This window comes from Bradyrhizobium sp. (assembly GCF_049519115.1).
Classification (GTDB): Bacteria; Pseudomonadota; Alphaproteobacteria; order Rhizobiales; family Xanthobacteraceae; genus Bradyrhizobium.
Genome location: NZ_JBEKRB010000045.1, coordinates 18,691 through 41,753 on the forward strand (window position 1 = coordinate 18,691; position 23,063 = coordinate 41,753).

Annotated in this window: 23 protein-coding genes; 15 read left to right on the forward strand and 8 right to left on the reverse strand. The window is 61.2% G+C overall.

Annotation, left to right across the window (positions count from 1 at the left end):
* The first annotated feature begins 119 nt into the window (after positions 1–119).
* The 11 genes from ABSE61_RS27305 (at position 120) to ABSE61_RS27355 (ending at position 12,154) form a co-directional block, all read left to right on the forward strand.
* Positions 120–935, forward strand: a complete 816-nt coding sequence (locus ABSE61_RS27305; RefSeq protein ID WP_423874262.1) for an alpha/beta fold hydrolase — start codon at positions 120–122, stop codon at positions 933–935.
* On the forward strand, positions 928–1,806 hold the full coding sequence (locus ABSE61_RS27310) for an IclR family transcriptional regulator (RefSeq protein ID WP_423874263.1): 879 nt from the start codon (positions 928–930) through the stop codon (positions 1,804–1,806). The genes ABSE61_RS27305 and ABSE61_RS27310 overlap by 8 nt, the downstream gene beginning before the upstream one ends.
* A gap of 9 nt (positions 1,807–1,815) precedes the next feature.
* Complete coding sequence (locus ABSE61_RS27315) at positions 1,816–2,607, forward strand: SDR family oxidoreductase (RefSeq protein ID WP_423874264.1); 792 nt, start codon at positions 1,816–1,818, stop codon at positions 2,605–2,607.
* Between the two features lie 12 nt (positions 2,608–2,619).
* Positions 2,620–4,320: a thiamine pyrophosphate-binding protein gene (locus ABSE61_RS27320; RefSeq protein WP_423874265.1), complete on the forward strand. Its 1,701-nt coding sequence runs from the start codon at positions 2,620–2,622 to the stop codon at positions 4,318–4,320.
* Between the two features lie 52 nt (positions 4,321–4,372).
* The gene (locus ABSE61_RS27325; RefSeq protein WP_423874266.1) at positions 4,373–5,863 is read left to right on the forward strand and encodes an aldehyde dehydrogenase; all 1,491 of its coding nucleotides are present in this window, start codon (positions 4,373–4,375) and stop codon (positions 5,861–5,863) included.
* A 10-nt stretch (positions 5,864–5,873) separates the two neighbouring features.
* Positions 5,874–6,881 (forward strand): PDR/VanB family oxidoreductase, encoded by a 1,008-nt coding sequence (locus tag ABSE61_RS27330; RefSeq protein WP_423874267.1) that lies wholly within the window; start codon positions 5,874–5,876, stop codon positions 6,879–6,881.
* A gap of 71 nt (positions 6,882–6,952) precedes the next feature.
* Positions 6,953–7,177 (forward strand): recombinase-like helix-turn-helix domain-containing protein, encoded by a 225-nt coding sequence (locus ABSE61_RS27335; protein WP_423874268.1) that lies wholly within the window; start codon positions 6,953–6,955, stop codon positions 7,175–7,177.
* 2 nt (positions 7,178–7,179) lie between these two features.
* Entirely contained in the window at positions 7,180–8,244 is a 1,065-nt protein-coding gene (locus ABSE61_RS27340) for a Rieske 2Fe-2S domain-containing protein (RefSeq protein WP_423874269.1), read from the forward strand.
* Positions 8,245–8,319: 75 nt separating this feature from the next.
* Positions 8,320–9,684 (forward strand): MFS transporter, encoded by a 1,365-nt coding sequence (locus tag ABSE61_RS27345; protein ID WP_423874270.1) that lies wholly within the window; start codon positions 8,320–8,322, stop codon positions 9,682–9,684.
* Positions 9,685–9,971: 287 nt separating this feature from the next.
* A complete protein-coding gene (msrA, locus tag ABSE61_RS27350) occupies positions 9,972–10,517 on the forward strand; it encodes a peptide-methionine (S)-S-oxide reductase MsrA (protein ID WP_423874271.1) in 546 nt (181 codons plus the stop codon).
* The gene (locus ABSE61_RS27355) at positions 10,514–12,154 is read left to right on the forward strand and encodes an acetolactate synthase large subunit (protein WP_423874272.1); all 1,641 of its coding nucleotides are present in this window, start codon (positions 10,514–10,516) and stop codon (positions 12,152–12,154) included. Before msrA ends, ABSE61_RS27355 begins: the two co-directional genes overlap by 4 nt.
* Positions 12,155–12,259: 105 nt before the next feature.
* Here the strand turns inward: ABSE61_RS27355 and ABSE61_RS27360 are convergent, their stop codons facing one another.
* The gene (locus tag ABSE61_RS27360; protein WP_423874273.1) at positions 12,260–12,505 is read right to left on the reverse strand and encodes a PilZ domain-containing protein; all 246 of its coding nucleotides are present in this window, start codon (positions 12,503–12,505) and stop codon (positions 12,260–12,262) included.
* A 415-nt stretch (positions 12,506–12,920) separates the two neighbouring features.
* Here ABSE61_RS27360 and ABSE61_RS27365 point away from each other — a divergent pair, with 415 nt between their 5' ends.
* Both ABSE61_RS27365 and eda read left to right on the forward strand, forming a co-directional pair.
* Positions 12,921–13,823: a sugar kinase gene (locus ABSE61_RS27365; RefSeq protein WP_423874274.1), complete on the forward strand. Its 903-nt coding sequence runs from the start codon at positions 12,921–12,923 to the stop codon at positions 13,821–13,823.
* Entirely contained in the window at positions 13,820–14,470 is a 651-nt protein-coding gene (gene eda, locus ABSE61_RS27370; RefSeq protein WP_423874275.1) for a bifunctional 4-hydroxy-2-oxoglutarate aldolase/2-dehydro-3-deoxy-phosphogluconate aldolase, read from the forward strand. The genes ABSE61_RS27365 and eda overlap by 4 nt, the downstream gene beginning before the upstream one ends.
* 42 nt (positions 14,471–14,512) lie before the next feature.
* Here the strand turns inward: eda and ABSE61_RS27375 are convergent, their stop codons facing one another.
* The 6 genes from ABSE61_RS27375 to ABSE61_RS27400 all read right to left on the reverse strand — a co-directional run bounded on the left by ABSE61_RS27375 (position 14,513) and on the right by ABSE61_RS27400 (position 20,229).
* On the reverse strand, positions 14,513–15,994 hold the full coding sequence (locus ABSE61_RS27375; RefSeq protein ID WP_423874276.1) for a mannitol dehydrogenase family protein: 1,482 nt from the start codon (positions 15,992–15,994) through the stop codon (positions 14,513–14,515).
* Between the two features lie 10 nt (positions 15,995–16,004).
* The gene (gene uxuA / locus ABSE61_RS27380; protein WP_423874277.1) at positions 16,005–17,201 is read right to left on the reverse strand and encodes a mannonate dehydratase; all 1,197 of its coding nucleotides are present in this window, start codon (positions 17,199–17,201) and stop codon (positions 16,005–16,007) included.
* Between the two features lie 39 nt (positions 17,202–17,240).
* Entirely contained in the window at positions 17,241–18,011 is a 771-nt protein-coding gene (locus ABSE61_RS27385; RefSeq protein ID WP_423874278.1) for an amino acid ABC transporter ATP-binding protein, read from the reverse strand.
* Positions 18,008–18,667: an amino acid ABC transporter permease gene (locus tag ABSE61_RS27390; protein WP_423874279.1), complete on the reverse strand. Its 660-nt coding sequence runs from the start codon at positions 18,665–18,667 to the stop codon at positions 18,008–18,010. The genes ABSE61_RS27385 and ABSE61_RS27390 overlap by 4 nt, the downstream gene beginning before the upstream one ends.
* Complete coding sequence (locus ABSE61_RS27395; RefSeq protein WP_423874280.1) at positions 18,664–19,329, reverse strand: amino acid ABC transporter permease; 666 nt, start codon at positions 19,327–19,329, stop codon at positions 18,664–18,666. The genes ABSE61_RS27390 and ABSE61_RS27395 overlap by 4 nt, the downstream gene beginning before the upstream one ends.
* A 66-nt stretch (positions 19,330–19,395) precedes the next feature.
* The gene (locus ABSE61_RS27400; protein ID WP_423874281.1) at positions 19,396–20,229 is read right to left on the reverse strand and encodes a substrate-binding periplasmic protein; all 834 of its coding nucleotides are present in this window, start codon (positions 20,227–20,229) and stop codon (positions 19,396–19,398) included.
* Between the two features lie 152 nt (positions 20,230–20,381).
* Here ABSE61_RS27400 and ABSE61_RS27405 point away from each other — a divergent pair, with 152 nt between their 5' ends.
* Positions 20,382–21,092, forward strand: coding sequence for a GntR family transcriptional regulator (locus ABSE61_RS27405; RefSeq protein WP_423874282.1), 711 nt, complete (start codon positions 20,382–20,384; stop codon positions 21,090–21,092).
* 50 nt (positions 21,093–21,142) lie between these two features.
* Here ABSE61_RS27405 and ABSE61_RS27410 read toward each other — a convergent pair whose 3' ends face one another.
* Positions 21,143–22,066, reverse strand: coding sequence for a GntR family transcriptional regulator (locus ABSE61_RS27410; RefSeq protein WP_423874283.1), 924 nt, complete (start codon positions 22,064–22,066; stop codon positions 21,143–21,145).
* Positions 22,067–22,251: 185 nt separating this feature from the next.
* Between ABSE61_RS27410 and ABSE61_RS27415 the strand changes: the two genes are divergently transcribed.
* Positions 22,252–23,061, forward strand: a complete 810-nt coding sequence (locus ABSE61_RS27415; protein WP_423874284.1) for an ABC transporter substrate-binding protein — start codon at positions 22,252–22,254, stop codon at positions 23,059–23,061.
* Positions 23,062–23,063: the final 2 nt, after the last annotated feature.

The window sequence follows — 23,063 nt, forward strand, 5'->3', positions numbered from 1 at the left end:
ATGGATGACGATGCGGGGGTATCCGGCTCCGATTTCCGGGTGCCACTTGACAAAAGGTTAACAACAGGTCCTTTATATTCACTATCGAACGGTTGGTTCATATTTGAACAGGTGCAGTCGTGGCATTAGAGCGCGGGCTTGCCGGGGAGATCGAGGTTTTCCGTCGTCGTGCCGACAAGGCGCGTTGCACGTTCGTGCTGCTGCATGGCGTCGGCAGCCATGCGCTCAGTTTCGAGCCGTTGATGCAGGCGTTGCCGCTCTCGATTGAAGCGATCGCCTGGAATGCACCGGGCTACGGGGAATCGAAGCCCCTCGCCAAGGCGTCACCAACACCGCGCGACTATGCCGTCGCATTGGCAGGTGTGCTGGACCTGCTCGGCATGTCCCGCGCCGTCCTTGTCGGGCATTCGCTGGGTTCGCTGTTCGCCGCAAGCTTTGCAGCCAACTATCCCGGGCGCGTTTCCGCGTTGGCGTTGCTGTCGCCGGCGCTCGGTTATCGCGTTGCCGCAGGTGAACCTCTGCCATCAGGCGTGCAGCAACGCATCGATGAATTGAATGTGCTCGGCCCGGTCGCGTTCAGCCAAAAGCGAGCGGGGCGGCTGGTCGGCGATCCCTCAACGAAGCCGCATGTGCTCGCCGGCGTCGAGCGTGCGATGGCGGCGGTGCATCCGCACGGTTATGCGCAGGCGGTGCACGCGCTCGGCGCGGGCGACATGGTCTCCGACCTCGCCACGGTGTCGGTACCGGCCCTTGTCGCCGTCGGCTCAAAGGACGTGATCACGCCGCCGGCCAACGCCCAGGCCGCACGCGACGCCTTCAAGGCGAAGCCGCGCTACCACGAGGTCGAAGGATCCGGACATGCTTTGCCGCAGGAAGAGCCAAAGATCGTCGCGAACTTTCTGACCGCCTTTGTGGAAGAAGACGCTCATGTCTAAACGATTTGATCTCGATGAAGATGCGGATAGCGGCGATCAGTATCTGTCGCCACCGGTCCAGCGTGCCGCACGCCTGCTGCGGCATATCGGCGAGGGTGATGCGGTCACGAATATGTCGGAGACGGCAAGGGCGCTCGGCATCAACCGCACGACGTTGGTGCGCCTGCTTCGCACCCTGAGCGCCGAACGTTTCATCGAGCCGCGCCCTGAAGGCAATGGCTGGCGCATTGGCGTCGGCTTGATCGGCCTGACGGCGCAGGCGTTCTTTTCCGAGGATCTGGTGCAGACGGCGGTTCCGGTCCTCACGAGGTTAGCCGAAACACTTGGGCTGTCGGCCCATCTCGGTGTGCTCGACGGTCTGGAGATCGTCTATCTGGTTCGCCGGGTTCCAAACCATGTGTTCGCAAGCAACATCCGTGTCGGTAGCCGGCTTCCGGCTCATGCCGCCAATATGGGCCGCGTCATCCTTGCCAATCTTCCTGCCGCGCAGGTCGACAGACTTTACGCCGGCGCGACGCTGACGCCGGTCACGCCGCATACCGCGGTCACGCTTGCACAGTTGCATGCCCAGCTCGAGGCCGACCGCGCGGCCGGACTGGCCTGGAGCGACGGCAATTATGAAGCAGACATCAGTTCGGTGGCCGCGGCGATTTTCGACGCCACCGGCACGCCGATTGCAGCCATCAATGTCAGCGGCCACGCGACCGATTTTGCCGGTGCCGCTCGCCGTGCGCAAATTGCGACCAGCATGAAAAGCGCCGCCACCGAGATTTCGCAACGGCTCGGCTGGCGCGGCGACCAGGGAAACCTTGCCGAGACGTCCGGGACCGGTGAGCCGCATCGCGCCGCTGCGCGACGTAGCCTGGCGTAGGAGGCGGCTTTGGACCTCAAACTTGCCAATCGCATCGCGGTCGTCACCGGCGGAAGTTCGGGCATTGGGCTTGCGACCGCCAAGCTGCTTCTCGAAGGCGGGGCGCGGGTCGCGATCTGCGGGCGCAACGAAGCGAGGCTCGCGAGCGCCAAGACATTCCTCGACGACCTCAAGCCGGGAAGCGTGCTCGCGCAGACATGCGACGTGCTCGACACCGGGGCGGTCAGTGCGTTTGCCCGCGAGGTCGGGGCGTGGAGCGGTGGCAGGGTCGACCTCTTGGTCAACAATGCCGGGCAGGGGCTTGTTTCCACGTTTGAGGCCACGTCGGACGCGCAATGGCGGGAGGAATTCGATCTCAAATTCTTCAGCCAGATTCTGCCCATTCGCGCCTTCAAACCGTTACTGGAAGCAAGCGATTCCCCCGCCATCGTCGGGGTCAATTCCTTGCTGGCGTTGCAGCCGGAGCCGCACATGGTCTGCACCTCGGCGGCACGCGCCGGCGTGCAGAATTTACTGAAGTCGCTGGCGAGCGAGTTCGCGCCGCAAATTCGCGTCAACACCGTGCTTTTGGGACTGGTCGATTCCGGCCAATGGCAGCGGCGTTTCGAGGCGCGGACTGACAAGACGCAGTCCCGCGAGGATTGGTTTTCGAACCTCGCGCGCGAAAAGAAAATTCCACTTGGGCGGTTGGGCGTTCCGGAAGAACCGGCGCGGGCCATCGTTTTTCTCGGCTCGCCCGCCGCAAGCTACATCACTGGCGCCAGCCTCGAGATTTCCGGCGGCGTGTCACGACACATCTAACGGATCACGATCATGAATATTCCTTTTGCCAAAGAGCATATCACTCCTTCCGATACCACGCTACATGAGGAAGCCGTTGGAGATGCGATTGCACGTGCGCTCGCCGATCTCGGTGTCACCACGGTCTTCGGCGTGATTTCGATTCACAATATGCCGATTCTTGACGCCATCGCGCGGCATGGACGAATCCGTTTCGTGCCGGCCCGCGGCGAAGCGGGCGCGATGAACATGGCCGATAGCTATGCGCGGGTCTCGCGGTCGCTCGGCGTTTGCATCACCTCGACCGGCACGGCAGCGGGCAATGCCGCCGGCTCACAGGTCGAAGCGCTGACGGCGGGCTCTCCGGTGCTGCATATCACGACCCAGGTCGATCGCGAGTTTGTCGATCGCGATCGAGCCGCGATCCACGACGTGCCGCGGCAGCCGGACATGCTGAAGGCCATCAGCAAGGCGTACTTGCGTATTTGGGAGCCGTCGGCTGCGGTGGAAACATTGCTTTCGGCCGCGCGTCAGGCGCTGACGGCGCCGACAGGACCGGTCACGCTCGAAATCCCGGTCGATGTGCAGCGGCTGAAGGTCCAGCGCCGCGACGTTGGCGGTACGTTGGACATCCCGCGCGCCGTGCCTGTGCCTTCTCAACTCGATGCGCTGGCGGCGCGTGTGCGGCAAGCCAAACGGCCGCTGCTCTGGCTCGGCGGCGGATCGCGAGGGGCGGCTACTGCTGCGCTTGAACTCGTCGATCGCGGCTTTGGTGCGGTGACCAGCACCAATGGGCGCGCGGTCGTGCCCGAAGGCCATCCTCGAAATCTCGGCGCCTTCAACATGACGCGCGATGCCGAAGCGATCTATGCCCGCGCCGATCTGATGATCGTGATCGGTTCGAGATTGCGCGGCAATGAGACCAAGAATAACCGGATGGCGCTGCCGCCGCTTGTTCAGGTGGATGCCGACCCGCTGCAAAGCGGCCGCAACTATCCGGTCGAGCAGTTTATCTGCGGCGACGCGAGGCTGGTCCTGGAAGGCCTTCTTCAGCGATTGCCGAAGCAACTTGATACCGACGCCGTGTTTCTTGCGGAGATCGCACCCACGCGCGGCCAGTCCGAGGCGGCGTTACGCGACAATCTCGGTCCTTACGGGACGCTCGCCGATACGTTGAGCCGGCGGGTCAGCGGCAACGGTCATCCCTGGGTGCGCGACGTCACGATTTCCAACAGCACCTTCGGCAACCGCTATGTGCGGTTGGCCGCGCCGCATCTTGGCGTGCACGCGTTGGGCGGCGGCATCGGTCAGGGCATCGCGATGGGCATCGGCGCGGCCATGGCCGGCATTGAGGCAAAGACCATTACGCTGCTCGGTGACGGTGGCTCGCAGTTGATGCTGGGCGAGCTTGCCACTGCCGTCGAAATGCAGGCAAACATGGTTTTCCTGCTGATGAACGACCAGGGCTATGGCGTCATCCGCAATATCCAGGACGCGCAATATGGCGGCCGCAGGGTTTACTCCAACATCCTGACGCCGGACTTCTCGCACGTCTGCAGGGCGTTCTGCCTGCCGCACGAGACTGTGCGGCGGATCGAGGACGTCGATGCCGCGCTCGATCGCGCCATGGCCGTGAAGGGGCCTTGCCTGATCGAAATCGACATGGTCGCGATCGGACCGTTCCGGCAAAGCTTTGCCGGTCCGCCGGCCGGTGCAGCGGGAGGGCGTGTGTGATGCTGCGGGGTATTCAACCGCGCCGGCACCGTCGTGATCCAGGGGCGCGCCGATGAGCACTCTCATGGAAACGCAGGACAGGATTTATATCGGAGGCGAGTGGTGCCGCGGTCGCGGCGCGGAAATCGTCTCGCATTTCCCGGCGGACGGGTCGTTGAACGCGAGGCTATCTGGAGCTTCGCCCGCGGATGTGGATTTTGCGATCGAGCGCGCCGAAGAGGCCGCCAACGATCCGGCCTGGCGGAAGCTGCTGCCGCATGAGCGTGCTACATTTCTCTATCGGATCGCTGACGGCATTGCGCGGAACGCCGAGCGCATCTCGCAGGTACAGTCGCGCGACACCGGCAAGACCCTGACCGAAACCTTTGCACTGGCGATGAGTGCGTCCGGAACCTTCCGCTACATGGCGGCAGCGCTCGAGACCATGGAAGAGGCGCTCACCCCGTCGCGGGGTCAGTACCTGACATTTTCGGTGCACGAGCCGCTTGGCGTCACCGCCGGCATCACGCCGTGGAATTCGCCGATCGCCTCCGATGCGCAAAAAGTGGCGCCGGCGCTGGCAGCCGGCAACGCGATCCTGCTCAAGCCGTCGTCCTGGAGCCCTTTAGTCTCGCTCGAGCTCGCACGCATCATCGATGAAGCGGGCTTGCCGCGCGGATTGTTCTCTACGCTGCCCGGCGCCGGCGCGATCGTCGGCGAGCGGCTGGTAACGCATCCGGCGGTCAAGAAAGTCTCTTTCACGGGCGGCACCGAAACCGGTCGCGCCTTGGCGCGCAAGGCCGCCGACAAACTGATGACGGTGTCGCTTGAACTTGGCGGCAAGTCGCCGACGATCGTATTCGCCGATGCCGATCTCGACATCGCCTGCGCCGGCGTCTTGTTCGGCATTTTTTCTTCGACCGGGCAGTCCTGCATCGCCGGTTCGCGTTTGTTCGTCGAACGCAGCATCTACGATACATTCGTGGCGAGGCTCGTGGCCGCGACCGAAAGCTTGCGGATCGGTCATCCCTTCGACAAGGCGACCCAGGTCGCACCTCTGATCAGGCCACAGCATCGCGACGAGGTCGAGGCCCATGTGGCCCGGGCGCGGTCCGATGGCGGGCGTGTGCTGACCGGCGGCGAGCGTCCGCAAGGGGCTGACTATCAGCAGGGCACCTATTATCGGCCCACCATCATCGCCGGTCTCGACAACCGTGCAGCGCTCTGCCGCGAGGAAGTGTTCGGCCCTGTATTGGCCGTGCTGCCGTTCGACGACGAAGCGGAACTAATGCAGGAAGCCAACGATAATGCCTATGGCCTTGCCTGCGGCATCTACACGCGGGATTTCCCGAAGGCCTGGCGCGTGGCGCGCGGCATCGACGCGGGCACCGTCTGGATCAACACTTACAAGCAATTCTCGATTTCGACGCCGTTTGGCGGGACCAAGGAGAGCGGCGTCGGCCGTGAGAAGGGTCGCAACGGCATCCGCGCCTGGATGGCACAGAAATCGCTTTATGTTGACCTTGGCAACCGGCCGCATCCCTGGGCGGCGATCGCGGTGTGAGGAAGGTGAGATGTCAGACACCGCAGAAATGACCACGCCTGCAGGGACCGATGCGAACGCGCCGAGCGTGGCCGCGCCATCGAGCTTGCAGGTCCGCGTGCGCGCCATGCGCTGGGAAGCATCTGGGGTGCTGTCGCTGGAACTTTCAGCCGTTGACGGCACGCTATTGCCGCCCTTCGAACCCGGGGCCCATGTCGATCTTCGCCTGCCGGACGGCACTTTGCGGCAATATTCGTTGTGCGGCGATCCGTCGGATCGTTCGCACTATCGGCTTGGCATTCGCGCGGTCGGCGGCGGCGTGTCGTCGACCTTCGTGCACCGGAGGCTTCGCCCCGGTGAACTCGTGACCGTGAGCGCGCCGCGCAACAATTTTGCGCTTGAAGACGCCGAGAGCTACATCTTCGTGGCAGGCGGCATCGGGGTGACGCCCCTGATCCCGATGATGCGGCAGGCCAGCGCCGACGGTAGGCCGTGGACATTGCTCTACTGCAACAAGCGGGATAGCGACGCGCCTTTTCTCGATGAGATCCGCGCGCTCGGCGGCGCCATTTCACTGCACAGTTCCGAGGCCGGCACACGTCTTGACGTCGAGGCGCAGCTCGCGGGCGTTCAGACCGGCGCGATGATCTATTGCTGCGGGCCCGAGGGGCTGATGACGGCTGTGGAGGAGGCGACGACGGCCTGGCCGCAGGATGCGGTGCGCTTCGAATGGTTCGCACCGCGCAGCCGTGCCGACGAGGGCGCCTCCGGCAGTTTCGAAGTGGTCTGCAACATCTCGGGCCTCACGCTCACCGTGCCTGAAGATCGCACAGTCCTCGATGTCTTGAATGACGCCGGCATCGAAGTTCCCTGTTCCTGCCAACAGGGAATTTGCGGCACCTGCGAGACCCGCGTTGTGTCCGGCGAGGTCGACCATCGCGACAGCATCCTGTCGTCGGCCGAGCGGGCGGCAAACCAGACCATGATGACGTGCGTGTCGCGGGCCAAGGCGGGCTCGCGCCTTGTTCTGGATATTTGATTGCATTGCTGCCACGGCGGATGCGCCGAGGTTTTGAACGATATCGAGTGAACCCTGATCGGGAGGAAGCTATGGAATACCAATTTCCCTACCTCAGTCCGCATCAAACCCGGACTCAACCGCCAACCGCATGGCAGCAGGAACTCGCCAACGCGATCGAGGGCGTGTTCAGCAAGGGCGCCCGAGAGCTTGACGAATTGATCGCTGGACTGAACGCCTCGCGCGTGCGGCCGCCGAGTGGCGGCGCGTGGACCAGAGAGAATTTCACCGCTGTGATGCAGGAACTGGGAGCTTGATCATGAGCGTCGCGACACTGGACCGTTCCGCTAATAGCACCGCACCGACCGATCAGCAGGTTCAGGCCTATTTGCGCACCGGGTTGCGCAATCGCTGGTGGCCGATCCTTCCCTCGCGCTTTGTCGAGGCCGGCGGCAAGCCGCTCGGTCTCACGCGGCTCGGCGAGCAGCTGGTGCTGTGGCGTGACTCCGGTGGCACAATCCACGTGCAGGTCGATCGTTGTCCGCATCGCGCGGTGCCGCTGTCGCGCGGCATCAACGAAGGCGATCGGCTGCGTTGCAATTATCACGGCGTCGAGGTCGGACCCGACGGCAAGGTGCTGAAGGTCCCCGGCCAGCCCGGTTGTCCGCTCGAAGGCAAGAAGGCGGTGAAGACCTATCCTTCGTGTGAGGTCGCCGATGCGATCTTTGTCTGGTTCGGCGACGCCTTGAATCAGGAAGCTCCCGCATTCGAGCCGCCCGAGCAACTGGTCGATCCGGAATACTCGCACTTCCTGTGCTATGCGGATTGGGAGATGGCGTGGCGTTATGCCTTCGACAATCTCATGGATCCCATGCATGGCACATTCCTGCATGCCAACTCCCACACCATGTATCAGGGCGACACCCAGGCCCACTTCGTCACCCGCGATACACCGCACGGCTATTTCTTTGAGAAGGAAGGCCAGCGCGATGTGAATTTCGATTGGAGCGAATTCGTCGATAAGGGCGCGATCTATGTTCGGTTGGAAATTCCCTACCCGCCATCGGGCGGACCTGGCGGCAATTTCGGAATCGTCGGTTTTGGTACCCCGATCGACGAAAACACGATGTGCGTGTTCTTCTGGCGCGTCCGCAAGGTGAGCGGCTGGCAACGCGATGTCTGGCGCTTCCTGTACAAGACCAATCTGGAGCCCCGTCACTGGGCCGTTCTCGAGCAGGACCGCGAGATCCTTTCCGGCGTCAAGCCGGGCCTGGAAAAATACGAGATGCTCTACCAGCACGATGCCGGCGTGATCCGGTTGCGCCGCTATCTGGCGCAGCAGGCGCGCAAGCAGTTGGTCGAACTTGAAGTCGCGGGAAAATGACGGGCGCGCGGAGCCGCGCGCACGATGCACGGCGGAAACATGCGTAGCGGTACGGCTACGAACGGAGAAGACATCATGGATGATCTCGCAAAACAGAATGCGGTCGCAGCGCCGGCGCACAACAAACTGAGCCCGCAGGCGCGTCACGCAATCGGAGGCGCCGCGGCGGGATTTTTCGTGGACAATTACGACATCTTCCTGCCGGTGATCGCGCTGGCCCCTGCCATGGCCTACTTCATCCCAGCAGATCTACCGCCGGGTATCGCAGCGGTTGCGTCCGCGATGATCTTTGCGACGACGCTGATCGGCCGGCCGCTGGGGGCGTTCATCTTCGGCCACTTCGCCGATACCATCGGCAGAAAGCGGACGACCATCATCTCGGTGATGGGTTTTGGCGTGGTGACGCTGTTGATCGCCCTCTTGCCCGGCTACCGGACCTTGGGTCCAGCCGTGATCTGGATTTTTATCGGTTTGCGGTTGATCGATGGAATCTTTCTCGGTGGGGAATACACCTCCGCCAATCCGCTCGCGATGGAGTATTGCCCGAAAGAAAAGCGAGGTCTTTATGGCGCGGTGATCCAGAGTGCCGCGCCGCTTGGCACCGCCGGCATCTCGCTGGTGACGCTGGCGGTGCTGTTGGTGTTTTCGGCCAGGGGGCCCGGCTCGCCTTACGTGGAGTGGGGTTGGAGAATTCCCTTCTTCGTAGGCGCCATCATGGCCTTCGTACTCGCCTACTACTACAAGAACTCGGTCGAAGAATCCGAGATCTGGCGCAAGTCAGACAAAACCGCGCATACCAGCTCGCCGATCAAGATGCTGTTCACCGGTGAAAACCTGAAAAGCTTCTTGCAGGTGTTTGTCGTGATGACGGGCTTCTGGCTGCTCCTCAACGCATCGCTCGCCGTCATGCCCGGATTGCTGGCGGTGCAGATGAAGGTCGGAAGCATCGAGACGACGAGCGCGCTCGTTATCGCCTATCTCGCGTTGAGCGTCGTCTATATTGCCGGTGGCGCGTTCAGCCAGGTGATCGGGCGTCGAACCTACCTGCTTGTTGCAAGCGTATGTACGGCGACGCTCGGGACGCTTTGCTACTACTTGCTTCTCAATACCGTTCCCGGCGATCTGCCGCGCGTGATGCTGTTGACGACGCTGACAACCGTGCTGGTCGTTGCGCCCGGCGCGCTCGGAACGGTCTATGTCAACGAACGCTTCAGGACCACGGTCAGGGCCTCCGGCTTCGGCCTGGGCTACAGCCTCGCAATCATCTTGCCGGCGTTCTACGTTTTCTATCAGACTTGGCTCTCATATCTCATGCCGTTCAAATACACCGTCCTGGTGTTGGTGGTGGTCGGAGCCGTCCTCGTGTTCGTCGGAGCAGCGTTGGGGCCGGAAACAAAGAATGTCGACTTTGGGTCCGCGGCTGCCGGGCCGGAGAAATAGTCGGGCTAGTGCTTAACTGCATTCGTTAGCCGCAAGCTGTTTGCGTTGTCACGAATGCGTTGCGTTGCAGGCCGAAAATTGCGCGAAACGGCGTAGACACTACTTCGAGTGATGCGATATCGCATTGGGAACCCGAGGTGTCGGCAGAAAGCCTATCGGGTTGTCGGATAACAGCGTTGGTTCACGCTCGTTCGTGGATATTTGCACCTCTGTATCGTCCAACTTCACTGTGCTATCGTGGGTGAGCCTCGGGAACAACGCCCGCAGCGAACCGAAGGAGTACAGGCATGACAGTTTCAGCGGAACGAGCAATCCTTGCCGGCGGCTGCTTTTGGGGCGTGCAGGATCTGCTGCGCCGATATCCCGGCGTAATTTCCACGCGGGTAGGCTACTCCGGCGGCGAGGTGCCGAATGCGACCTACCGCAACCATGGCAACCATGCGGAAGCCGTCGAGATCACCTTCGATCCGAAAGTCATCAGCTATCGAAAGCTATTGGAATTCTTTTTCCAGATCCACGATCCCTCGACGTTGAACCGCCAGGGCAATGATCGGGGAGCGAGCTACCGGTCAGCCATCTTCTATACCAACGACGAGCAGAAGCGGGTCGCTGAAGACACCATCGCCGATGTCGATGCTTCCGGCCTTTGGCCGGGCAAGGTCGTCACTGAGGTAGCGCCCGCCGGACCGTTTTGGGAGGCAGAGCCCGAGCATCAGGATTATCTGGAGAAATATCCGGACGGCTACACCTGTCACTTCGTTCGGCCGAACTGGACGCTGCCGCACCGGGCGGAGAAAGCTGAAGCTCGGACTAGCGGAGCTCCGGCAACGTGACGAAAGGCTCCGATCTGCTGTTGGCCGCCCTCGAGAACGAGGGCGTAGAATATATCTTCGCTATTCCCGGCGAGGAGAATCTCGACGTGCTGGATTCGCTGCGGCGCTCGAAGATCAAGCTCGTGCTGACACGACACGAGCAGGCTGCCGGCTTCATGGCGGCTACTTACGGGCGTCTCACCGGACGTGCGGGCGTCTGCCTGACGACGCTGGGTCCCGGTGCGCTCAATCTGACGACGGCTGCGGCCTACGCACATTTGGGCGCGATGCCGATGGTCATGATCACCGGACAGAAGGCGATCCGAAGCAGCCGTCAGGCGCGCTTCCAGATCGTTGATATCGTCGCAACCATGCGACCGCTCACCAAGATGGCGACGCAGATCGTCGCTGCGCAAAGCATACCGACGCTGGTTCGCGACGCCTTCAGGGTTGCGCAGCAGGAGCGGCCAGGCCCCGTGCATCTCGAACTCCCCGAGGATATCGCGGCCGATGAAGCGGTTGCGGAGATCATTTCCCCGCATGTCGTCGAGCTTGCGGTTGCGCCGGCGGTGGCAATCGAGCGCGCCGCAGCCATGATCGTGGGCGCCTGCAGGCCTCTTGTCATGCTGGGCGCCGCCGCAAGCCGCCCGCGGCTCGCCGAGCCGCTGTCGGCGTTCGTACGGCGATGCAAGATTCCATTCTTCAACACCCAGATGGGGAAGGGGAGCGTCAATGCGGGCTCCAATCTCTATATGGGCACGGCCGCTCTGTCGGAGCGGGATTGGGTTCACGAGGCGATCGACCAGGCCGACCTGATTATTTCGATCGGCCATGACACCGTCGAGAAGCCCCCTTTTCTGATGGGCCATGATGGACCGCAGGTGATCCATGTCGGCGCCACGCCGGCGACGGTCGAGCAAGTATACTTCCCGCAGGCGGAGATCGTCGGAGACGTTGGCGCCAGCCTTGCTGGTCTGGCCGATCGCCTGGAAGGCAAACTCCCCAACGCCTCGGCATTGCTGGGTCTGCGGGACGGGATTCTCGCCCGCCTTGCTGAGGGCTCGACGGAGGATCGATTTCCTCTGACGCCTCAGCGCATCGTGCACGACGTCCGCCAGGTCATACCGTCAGATGGCATCGTTGCTCTCGACAACGGCATGTACAAGATCTGGTTTGCCCGCAATTATCGCACCAGCGTCGCCAATACGCTGCTGCTCGACAACGCGCTTGCAACCATGGGAGCGGGTCTCCCTTCGGCGATTGCGGCGTCGCTGATCCATCCTGACAAACGCGTGCTCGCCGTCTGCGGCGATGGCGGCTTCATGATGAATTCGCAGGAGCTTGAGACGGCCGTGCGGCTCAAGCTGAACCTTGTCGTACTCGTGCTGGAGGATCACGCCTATGGTATGATCCGATGGAAACAGGAAGTCGACCGGTTTCCCGACTTCGGCCTCGACTTCGGTAATCCTGATTTCGTCGCCTATGCGAAGTCATACGGCGCCAAGGGCTCACGCGTCGGCAAGGTTTCTGAACTCTCGACGATGCTGGAAGCTGCGTTCAGAGAAGGCGGCGTACATCTCGTCGTAGCGCCCGTCGACTACAGCGAAAACATGCGCGTGCTTGTCAACGAGTTGCATTCGGTAGCCCGGGCTGGGTGAATACCCTTTTACAGAGCCTGGGTCAGAAGCCAACGTTCAGGGAACGTCGGGCTTTGGGGAAAGCGGACGAGGGCAGGGCGCCGTTTGACTTCCGTTGAAGGTTAATCAGGCCGCCACTTCAAAGGCCAAGCCGATCAGCGCTTCTGTACGCCACACGACGCGACAGTTCTGGCTGATTTCACCGTGTGGAATGTTGAGCTTGAATTCGTGAGGAATACAAAGCCGACGGTCTATTTGTAGTGCCGCGCCCGCTGGGGAAATGTTTCGTAAAACGCATTCGACTGTCCTGCCGTCGAACTCAATCGATCCGCCTTTCAGAACCCGCCGCCGCTGTGTTGCTCGTCGCTCCATTCGGTCAAGTTAAGCCAAAATTCTCATAAATGGGCTAACCGCGACCTACTGAAACGGCGCCATCCAATAACGAATTGGCAACCAAGCAAAATCTCCGCTTCTGGAGAGCAGACATCAAATTCTCAGGGGTTGAACCGAAGGCGATATCAGCTATCGCCCGCAGCTCAATTGTCGCGCGCATACCGTGCTCTTGCTGGAACATGCGATGGAGGGTGAACTTGCGTCGTCGGTTGCTTAAACTTGCATTGTTGGAAGCTTTAGAATGCGGCAGTCTGGTCCCCAGGGAAACAAACAATCGGAGATACAGCAACATGGACACATCGAGGCAGGACATGCTTCTCGTGTCCCCGCTGGCGACGCTGCCCGCGATTCCACCGAAAGTAAATTGATGAAAGTAGCCTCGATCGGAGAATGCATGGTGGAATTATCCGATGCTGGCGCTGGATCGTTCTGTCGAGCTTTCGGCGGTGACACGCTCAACACCGCGCTCTATCTCGCCCGGCTTGGCGTCGAGATCTCCTATGTTACCGCTCTAGGCGACGATCCGCTGAGCGGTATGATGCTCAGCGCCTGGAGCGCAGAGGGAATAAATATCGATGAGGTGGTTCGGTTGCCGGGTCGTCTACCGGGCCTTTACATGATCGAGCGCGATACCTTGGGCGAGCGAAGTTTTCTATATTGGCGCGACCGGGCGCCGGCGCGGGAGTTCTTCGAGCTCGTCGATGACCTTGCGCTCGAACGCCTGGCGCACTTCGATTGGCTTTATCTGTCCGGCATTACCCTGTCGCTTTATAGTGACAGAGGGCGGGCACGGCTCATTGAACTTTTGACGAAAGCCCGCTTCAACGGCGGCCTCGTCGCGTTCGATGGCAACTATCGTCCGCGCGGCTGGAGCGATGCAGCGACGGCGAGGCGGGTGTTCGAGAACCTCTTACCCTATGTCGACCTCGCGCTTCCGACGTTCGATGATGAGCAGCTTCTGTTTGGCGACTCCGATGCCGATAGCTGCGCTGAGCGTCTGCGTGCCGCCGGCATCGCCGAGATTGTCGTCAAGATGGGTCCACGCGGCTGTATCGTGTACTCGGAAGGTAATCGCATCGAAGTCTTGCTCGACGCGGTCCTTCAACCGGTCGATACGACGGCTGCCGGTGATTCCTTTAACGCCGGTTATCTTGCTGCCCGCATAACCGGTGCATCAGTGGTAGAAGCGGCGCGCGCGGGCCATCGCCTTGCGGGCGCGGTGATCCAGTGGCCCGGTGCCGTAATCCCAAGGGACGCCATGCCCGTTCACCTGATTATGAAAGGAACAATCGCATGAGTTCCGACAAGGCCCGCGCCCGGCTGGAAGCCATGTTCGCAGTTGCTCCGGTCGTGCCCGTCATCACAATCGAAAAGGTCGACGATGCGGTTCCCCTTGCCCGTGCGCTGATCGCAGGTGGCCTGCGCGCCGTCGAAATTACGCTGCGCACGGATGCAGGCCTGGCGGCGGCGGAGGCGATCCTCCGCGGTGTGCCTGAAGCGATCGTTGGCCTGGGAACCGTTGTGACTCCGGATGACATGAAAAGCGCTGCGAAAATTGGCGCCGCGTTCGCGCTCAGCCCGGGCATGACGACGGACCTGCTCCAGGCCGCGGTGGATTTCGACATGCCTTTCGTGCCGGGGATCCAGACCGCCTCGGAATTGCTCGCCTGCACGACGCGCGGCTTCGAATTGGTGAAATTCTTTCCCGCCGTCCCGGCCGGTGGCCTTGCGGCGCTGGGCGCCTTGAGCGGGCCGTTCCCTACCGTGCGCTACTGTCCGACAGGCGGCATCAATGAAGCCAACATCGCCGAGTGGCTTGCGCATCCGCAAGTGGTCGCGGTTGGCGGATCGTGGATTGCGCCTGCTTCAGACATTCGCGCCGGCGCGTGGTCCGCCATCGAGGCACGCGCCCGGTCTGCGGCTGCGCTGCGGCGCAGAACTTAGGACTGACGGGATTGCAAATCGATCACTCGGCCAACGACGTCTTCAGAATCTGGCGAGACGATCGACTGCTTGTCGGCTACCCAAAGAATAAATATTGCTCAAAGCGTCGCTGACCGCCTGCCTAAAGCGTTGATCGGCGGGGAGATCGTCGCCGAAGATAGCTTTGAGGTCCAATAAGTCTCCAACGATGCGCACGGCATTGCCGCCAGCGCCGTGAAGTCTTTCCTGAAAGGAGTTCAGCAGCGGATCGCGGACGTCGATCGGCCGGCCACGCTCGTCAATGCCGGTGACGTAGCGCATCCAGCCGGCAACCACGAGCGCGTGGCGTTCGATCAGCAATCCCTTTGCGAGACGTTCGCGTAAGGGGCCAAGAATGCGCTGCGGCAGCTTCTGAGAGCCGTCCATCGCGATCTGCCATGTGCGATGATGCAGCGCCCCGTTGCGGAACCGCGTCAGCAGGGATGACCTATAGGCTTCGACGTCGATATTTGAAGGCAGATCGAGCGTCGGTATCGTGTCGGTCATGAGACCTTCCACAAAACCGGCCAGGGCGTCGTCGTCCATCGCCTCTGCCACGGTGTCGTGGCCCGCAAGATAGCCGAGATAGGCCAGCGCCGAATGGCTGCCGTTGAGCATGCGAAGCTTCATGGACTCGAACGGGGCCACGTCGCTGACGAACGTCGCGCCGGCTTCATCCCAGGCCGGGCGGGCGCCGGAAAAACGATCCTCGATCACCCATTGGGTGAAGGGCTCGGCGACCACCGGCCAACGATCGTCGATGCCGTCGGTTTCGCTCAGGTGCTGCCGATCGTCATCCGTCGTTGCCGGAACGATTCGATCGACCATGGTGTCGGGACAGCGGATTTCGTTACGCACGAAGCCGCCGAGATCTGGCGACACGAGTTGGGCGTAACGGGACAGCAGGCCGTGCAATGTGCTGCCGTTGGCCGGGAGATTGTCGCAGCACAGGACCGTGAAGGGGGTGATACCGAGCCGGCGTCGGCGAAGAATGGCGGCGGCAATGAAGCCGAAGGCCGTGCGCGGCGCGTGTGGATGGGCGAGATCATGGAGGATATCGGCATCGTCTTCGTTGAGTGCGCGGGTCGCCGGATCGTAGTGATAGCCTTTCTCAGTTACCGTCAGGCTGACAACGGCGACCGATGGCTGGCAAAGCGTTTCGATGAGAGCTGCGGGGTTCTCGGGCGCAACAAGGATATCTTGCAAACTGCCGATAACACGCAACGTTTCCGTCTCAGCCCGCAGGTTTAGCGTGTAGAGATAGTCCTGCGGTTTCAATGCGTCGCGCGCATCGGAATTTCGCAAGCTGGCACCGACGATACCCCAGCGCAGATCGCCGCTTGCAAGCACGTTGTCCGTGTAAACCGCTTGATGCGCACGATGAAAGGACCCGACCCCAAGATGCACGATGCCGGTACGTAAGGCCGAACGATCGTACACCGGCCGCGCCAGATTTGCAGGCAGTGCAGAGAGGTTGGCGGCTGACAGGCGCAAGCGGGGAGACAACCAGTTGCTCCTAAATCGGAAAACCGTGTTCGGCCGCAAGCGCCGTCATCACACCGCGGATTTCCGCCAGTCCTCGCATGCGGCCAATCGCGGGGTAGCCGGGATGCGTCGCCTTGCCGACGTCGTCCAGCAGTTCATGGCCATGGTCAGGGCGAAACGGAATGCGCCAGTTTGCCTCGCCCGCATCGCGCCTGCGTTTTTGTTCACCCAACAGCACTTTGACGACGCCCACCATATCGTTGTCGCCGCCGAGGTGATCGGCTTCCATGAAAGAGCCGTCCTTCTCTTTCGTGACATTGCGCAGGTGAGCAAAATAGATGCGCGGCGCAAACCGATGTACCATGGCCGTCAGATCGTTGGTGTAGCTGGCGCCGAGTGAGCCCGTGCAAAAGGTCAGGCCGTTCGACGGCGAGGGCACCGCATCTAGAATGAAGGTGATATCCTCGGCGCTGCTGCAGATGCGCGGCAAGCCGAGCAGGGGCCTTGGTGGATCATCTGGGTGGATCGCCATCCGGATGCCGACTTCCTCCGCCGTCGGAATAATCTCGCGCAGGAAATGGGCCAGGTTCTCACGCAGGCGAGTGCGGTCGATGCCACGATAATACGCCAGCATCGTCTTCAATCCATCGACGTCGTAGCGGTCGAAAGCGCCAGGTAGTCCAGCCATGATGGTGGCAAGCAGTTGACGCTTGTCGCCTTCGGTTGCCTTGGCGAACCAGGATTTTGCCCGGTCGAGAACCTCGGCGCTATATTCGCCGTCCGCGCCGTCGCGTTGCAGCATGTAGCAGTCGAAAGCTGCGAATTCATGCACATTGAAGCGGAGCGCGCTGCCGCCGCCGGGCAGCGGAGCGCGAAGTTGTGTCCGCGCCCAATCGAGCACGGGCATGAAATTATAACAGATGGTCGTCACGCCATGCTGGGCAAGGTTTCGCATAGACTGTCGATAGGTGTCCAGCAATTCTCCGAGGTCGCCCTCGCCGAGTTTGATCCGCTCGTGAATCGGCAAGCTTTCCACCACGCTCCAGCGCAGGCCAAGGCGGTGGTCTGTCTCGATCGTCCGCTTGCGTTCGGCGACGGCGTCCGATGACCAGAGTTCTCCGGTCGCGATGTCGTGCAAGGCCGTGACAATGCCGCTTGCCCCCACTTGGCAGATATGTGCCAGGGTGATGATGTCGTTCGGGCCCCACCAACGCCAGGTCTGTTCCAAATTATTCGTCCGTTGTTTGAGGGTGTTGTTTCGTCGACCTCAGCCGCTCCAGCCGAGGTGGCTTAGAAAATCCCGGGTCCGCTCGACAGTAGGGGTTTCGAATATCTGCTGCGGTGGGCCCTGTTCGAGCAGTTTTCCACGTTCGAATACCACGACCCAATTGGCGACGCGTCTGGCAAAGCTCATCTCGTGCGTGACGACGATCATGGTCATGCCTTCCTGCGCGAGGTTGCGCATCACGTTCAGCACCTCGCCGACGGTTTCGGGATCAAGTGCCGAGGTTGGCTCGTCGAACAACATGACATGCGGCTCCATGGCGAGCGCCCGGGCAATCGCCACACGCTGCTGCTGACCACCGGAGAGGTTCGCGGGATAGTTGGCCGTCTTGTCGGCTAGTCCGACTTTCGTGAGTAGCGCCAGGGCGCGCGCGTTGGCTTTCTCGACCGGCATCTTCTTGACGGTGGTCAGTCCGATGGCGACGTTCTCCAGTGCCGTCTTGTGCGGGAACAGCTCGAAACTCTGGAATACCATCCCCATCCGCTGGCGTATCAGGCGGATGTCGGCTTCCTTTTTTGGCAATCGCTTGCCTTCGAAGCGGATTTCGCCGCCGTCGATCGTCTCCAGCGCGTTCGTGCATCGGAGCAGCGTCGATTTGCCGGAGCCGGAGGGGCCAATCAGGCAGACAACTTCGCCGGTATTGACGTGCAACGAGACGCCGTCGACAGCGACGAAAGTGCCGTAGCATTTCTGGACGTTCGCATAGACCAGTGTCGGTGATTTATCGGCGTTCTTGCGCGCGAAAGCGGTCATTCCCGCACTCCATATTTCCGATGGATCCAGTCGACGATCTTGGCCTGCGGGTAGCCCATCAACCAATAGATCACGGCCATCGCCGTCAGCATTTCCAGCACCCGGAAGCTCTGCGAGCGAATCTGCATGGCTGTATGCGCGAGCTCACCCACGGCAATGACGGAGACGAGCGAAGTGTCCTTGAATAGCGAAACCCAGGTGCTGGCGAGGATCGGCAGTACACGCCGCCAGGCCTGCGGCAGCACGATTTTACGCAAGACTTCCGATCGGCTCATGCCAAGCGCAAGTCCGGCTTCCGACTGGCCCTTGCGGATCGAGTTGATGCCCGAGCGAAATGTTTCCGAATTGTAAGCCGAGACATTCAGACAGAGTGCGGTCAGGCCCGTGGCAAAGGGCGGCAGACTGAGGTCAGTCAGCACCGGCATGACATAGAAAGCCCAATAGACCAGCAGCAGAAGTGGTAGGTTGCGGAAGAGTTCGACGCAGCCTGTCGCAAACCACGCGATGGCTTTGAAACGCGAACCGCGCATCAACGCCAGCGCGATACCGCCGGGTACCGAGATGATCATGGTCAGTGCGGTCAAGACGATGGTGACCAGCGCGCCTTCGAGCAGGGGCCAACGGCTTTGCCAGACGATGGACCAGTCAAGGTTCATGAACGGCCCAGATGCGCGACGCGGATATAGTATCGGTCGATCAAACGTGTGACGGGAAAAATCAGCAGGAAATAGATCACCATCACGGTGGTGAAGACTTCGATTGGCCGGTAGCTTTGGCCAGCCACGGTCTCGGCCTGGCGCATCAGCTCGGGCACGGCGATGACGGCCGCGATAGCCGTATCCTTGATCGTAACCGATACGATCGAGCCGAAGGCCGGCAGCATCCGCACCGTCGCCTGCGGCAATAGAACTTTTCGGACGATCTGAGCGCCTGACATGCCGATGGCGAGACCGGCCTGGATCTGTCCTTTGCGAATGGACGTGATTCCGGCGCGGACGACCTCGGCGACATAGGCAGCGACGTGAATGGTGATGCCGGTCAGTGCAGCCCAGAAGGGATCGAAGCTATAGCCGGAAATGATCGGCACCGCGAAATAGATCCAGACCAGCACGACAAAAACCGGAATCGCGCGCATGGAATCGATATAGAAAACCAAGGGCGCGCGCAGCCATACTGGCCCGTACATTCTGCCGAGAGCGACGGCCAGACCGAGAGCAAAGCTGCAAACGACGGCGGCGACCGAAAGCAGGATCGTCAGGACAAGGCCTGAGGCGAGGAAGCGCCAGCTATCGATCAGGGGTGAGAAGTCCAGATCCATGATGCGGCCAGTGATCGGTCGGGGCGGGACAAGCCTGAGGACTGCGGAGCAGTGGCCCGGCGGGCGCTACATCTTTTCAATCATCCGGGATTCATCAGCTGCAAGCTCAGGCTGCATGCGCGCCGCGACAGCTTTCAGCCAGGTGAGGAACTCAGGTTGGTTCTTGTCGATGGCCGAACCGATGTCGGTGCCCATTTCCTTGCTGTCCTGGCAGTTGTTTCCCTCCGGCAGCGCTTTCAGACCCTTGACCTTCTTGTTGAGCGCCACCCAGGGAATCCGGTTGATGGGCGTGACGTCAGCACGCTTGCCCATGATCTCCTCGACGGGCGCCGCCGTGCCGGCGGTGGAAACGCCGCGCAGTGTCGCGTTCGGGAAGCGGGTCTTGACCCAGTGCTCCTCGCCGCCTCCGGTGTAATAGGCGACGATCACGCCTTCTTTGTTGAAGTCGTCGATGGTTTTGGCGTTGGCGACCTTCGGGTTATCCGCGCGGCCGAACACGCAAAGGCTGGTTGCGGAATAAGTAATGAAGTCGATCACCTTGAGGCGCTCCGGAGTGACCGAAAGCGGGGAAACGGTCATATCGACCTGATTGGAAGCGAGCACCGGCACTTTCGTCTCGTGTGAGACCGCGATCGGTTGCAGCTTCACGCCCAGCAGGCGGGCGTATTCCTTGGCAAGCGTCCAGCCGGGCCCAGACCATTGTTCGCCGCTGCCGCTCGTGTTCTCGACGAGCCATGGCGGGTTGGCGAGCACGCCGACGCGAAAAACGCCCGCCTTCTGGATCGCCTGGACGCGGGGGCTGCTGGCGGGTGCGGCTTCGTCGGCTTTGACCGGAGAAGCCAACGTAGCGATGCAGGCGACAACGGCCAGCGCAAACACGCTGCGTTCCAGTGACGGCATCAGGCAATCCTCCCGCGTGACTTTGTTGCGACGGCTTTATTTTTGAAGGCTCGGACGATCGGCCCTCGGCGATCGGAGCATGGACATACAACACGTATACTTGTATACAAGATGCTGTCAAGGCGGTGTTCTGCGGTCGTTCGAGGAGAGATATGGTTCAGGAGAAGCGGACTCTACCCCGACGGGGCGAGACGCCCGTTAGCGCGGCGACAATCTATGAGACGATCCGGAGAGACATCGTCCGCATGAGATTGCGCCCGGGCGAGAGGCTCTCGGAAAATGAACTCGGCCTCCGCTTCGGCACCAGCCGCACGCCGGTTCGCGAGGCGATTGTCCGGCTGGTCGATGATGGATTGATCGAGGTCTGGCCGCAGCGCGGCACCTTCGTCAGCCGTATATCGCTTAGGGCCATCAAGCGCGCCCGCTTCGTGAGGAACGCGTTGGAACTCGGCATCATCCGCGAGGCAGCCGAGCTTGGGTTACCAGAGGTGGCGTTCAAGCAAGCCGAACGTGCGATCGCCGAACAGCGAGAGGCCGGCAACGATCCGGACCGCTTTACGGACGCGGATGACAAATTTCACCGCACCTTTGCGAATGCGATCGGTTATGGTGATATCTGGTCGATCGTCGAGAGCCAGAAGGCCGAGTTCGATCGTATCCGTTTTCTCAGCCTGCCCGAGGTCACGCCCGTCGATTTGCTGATCCGCCAGCATCGCGCCATCCTCAAAGCCGTGGTTGCGCGGGACGCCGAAACGGCCGAGAAAATCCTGCGCGCGCATCTATCCATTGTGGTCGAGACGACGGTCGCCTTGATGCGAACCAATCCCGATCTCATCAACGATGACGCTGGCGAAAGTCTCTAATCGATGCCACGACTCCGTCCGGCGCCGCCGTAGCGGAAGCCCTTGCAAGGTCAAGGCGCCCGATTTGGTGGAACCGTGTCTGACTGCTTTGCCGCCACTTGAGCCGAGGCTAACGCCTGTTCGAGGTGGCTGCGCATACGAACAGAAGCCTCCGCGAAATTGCCGGAAGCAATCGCTTCGATGATTCCGAGGTGTTCGCGACACCATTCGCGCACGCGACGGCTGTCGAAATAGCTGCCGAATTCCAGGAGCCGTCTCAAACGGTTTTGGGATTGGATCGCCTGAGCAAAGAATGCGTTGCCGCTGGACTCGGCACACATTTCGTGAAACGCCGCATCGGTCTCAAACAGCTGCATGCTGCTGACCGACGCGATATCCGGGTGAGAGGCGAGATACAAATGCTGCAGGCGCATGCGTTCGATTGCGGCGTGATCCGGTTTGAACGTAGGCACCAGGAAGCCGGCGGGCTCGAGGGTGAGTCGGAACTCGTAGCTCGCGCGGAGCGAGATGAATGAATCAAGGGTAGGTGCGAAGGTCCAGCCGTGGCCAGGGTTGCGTACGATCAGGCCGGCCTCGGCGAGGCGCGAAAGCGTGCGCGTCACCGCAACGCGGTCGACGTCATAGCGGCGTGAGATCTCACTTTGCGTGACCGAATTTGGGATGCGAGTTGCGAGCCGATCGCGAACGAGCTTGGTATAAAGTTCTTCTTCGATGGTCGAGGGGATCTCGATTTCGATCCGATGCAAGATGTCGAATGGCTTCCGCAGAAAGAACCCCTGGTTCTTTCGCGTTTCGACGACGCCGCGCTCTGCGAGAAGATCCAGTGCGGAACGGATGGGCGTCCGCGAAACGCCGACGAGGTCCGCGAGTTGCTGCTCGCGAAGGTGATGGCCCGGCTCCATCCGTGCGTCACGAATGACGTCGAGAATCTGATTGGCCAGGCGGAATCGGGTTTGCTGGGTCGATCGAGTCATAGCGGCGAAGCCCTGCGGTACGGTATATTCCGTTTCATTTAATACAATAGAAATGCCGGCTCAACCGAGAACAAAAGCTGTGTGGTGAACGTTTCATCGCAAACTGCCGAACAAAAGAGCTTGACGGGGTAACATGAGATTGTACATTATTTTACAATAAAACAATCTAGTTGATAGGTGTCGTCATGCCACGCTCGCGCCTTGTCTGCGGAATCCTGTCGATCTTCCTGGCCGCCCCCTCCATGGCGGCCGATCTCTCGGCCGTAACGCTGGTCGAAAAAGGCACTCTGACGTACGGCGTCGCCGCGACCTTTTCGCCGTTCGAATTCACCAAGGACGGAAAGCCGGCGGGTTTCGACATCGACATGATCGGCCTGCTGAGCAAGAAGCTCGGTGTTGCGACAAACCCGATGAACATGGAGTTCAAGGGCCTGATCGTGGCGCTGCAGGGCGGGCGCCTCGATATCATCAATTCGGCGATGTATATCAACGAACAACGGGCTAGCCAGGTCGACTTCGTCCCTTATCTGAAGCTCGGTAGCCTTGTCATCGTGCAGGCCGCCAATCCTTCGAAAATCACGGGCCGCGACGACACCCTCTGCGGCAAGACCGTTGCGGTTACGCTTGGCGGCATCCAGGAAAGTTACGCCCGGAACGACGACAAGCAATGCCGCGAGCGGGGGCTTGCCGGAATCACGGTGATGACAATGCCGACCGCGCAGGATTCAGCGCTAACGGTTCGGCAAGGGCGTGCCGATGCTTTTTATAATTCGACGCCTGGCGCGGTCGAACTGATGGACAAGGTTCCGGGAGTCTACGCGGTGGCGGGTAGTGAGTTCGAAAACAGCACGCGCATCGGTATGGCGGTTCGCAAAGGCGACACGGCGATGAAGGCGGCGCTCGAGGCCGCCCTTAAGGAGATCGCCGCCGACGGTTCCTACAAAAAACTGATCGAAACATGGAAATTTCCGGCCTCCGTGTCGCTGTTCGACTGAGG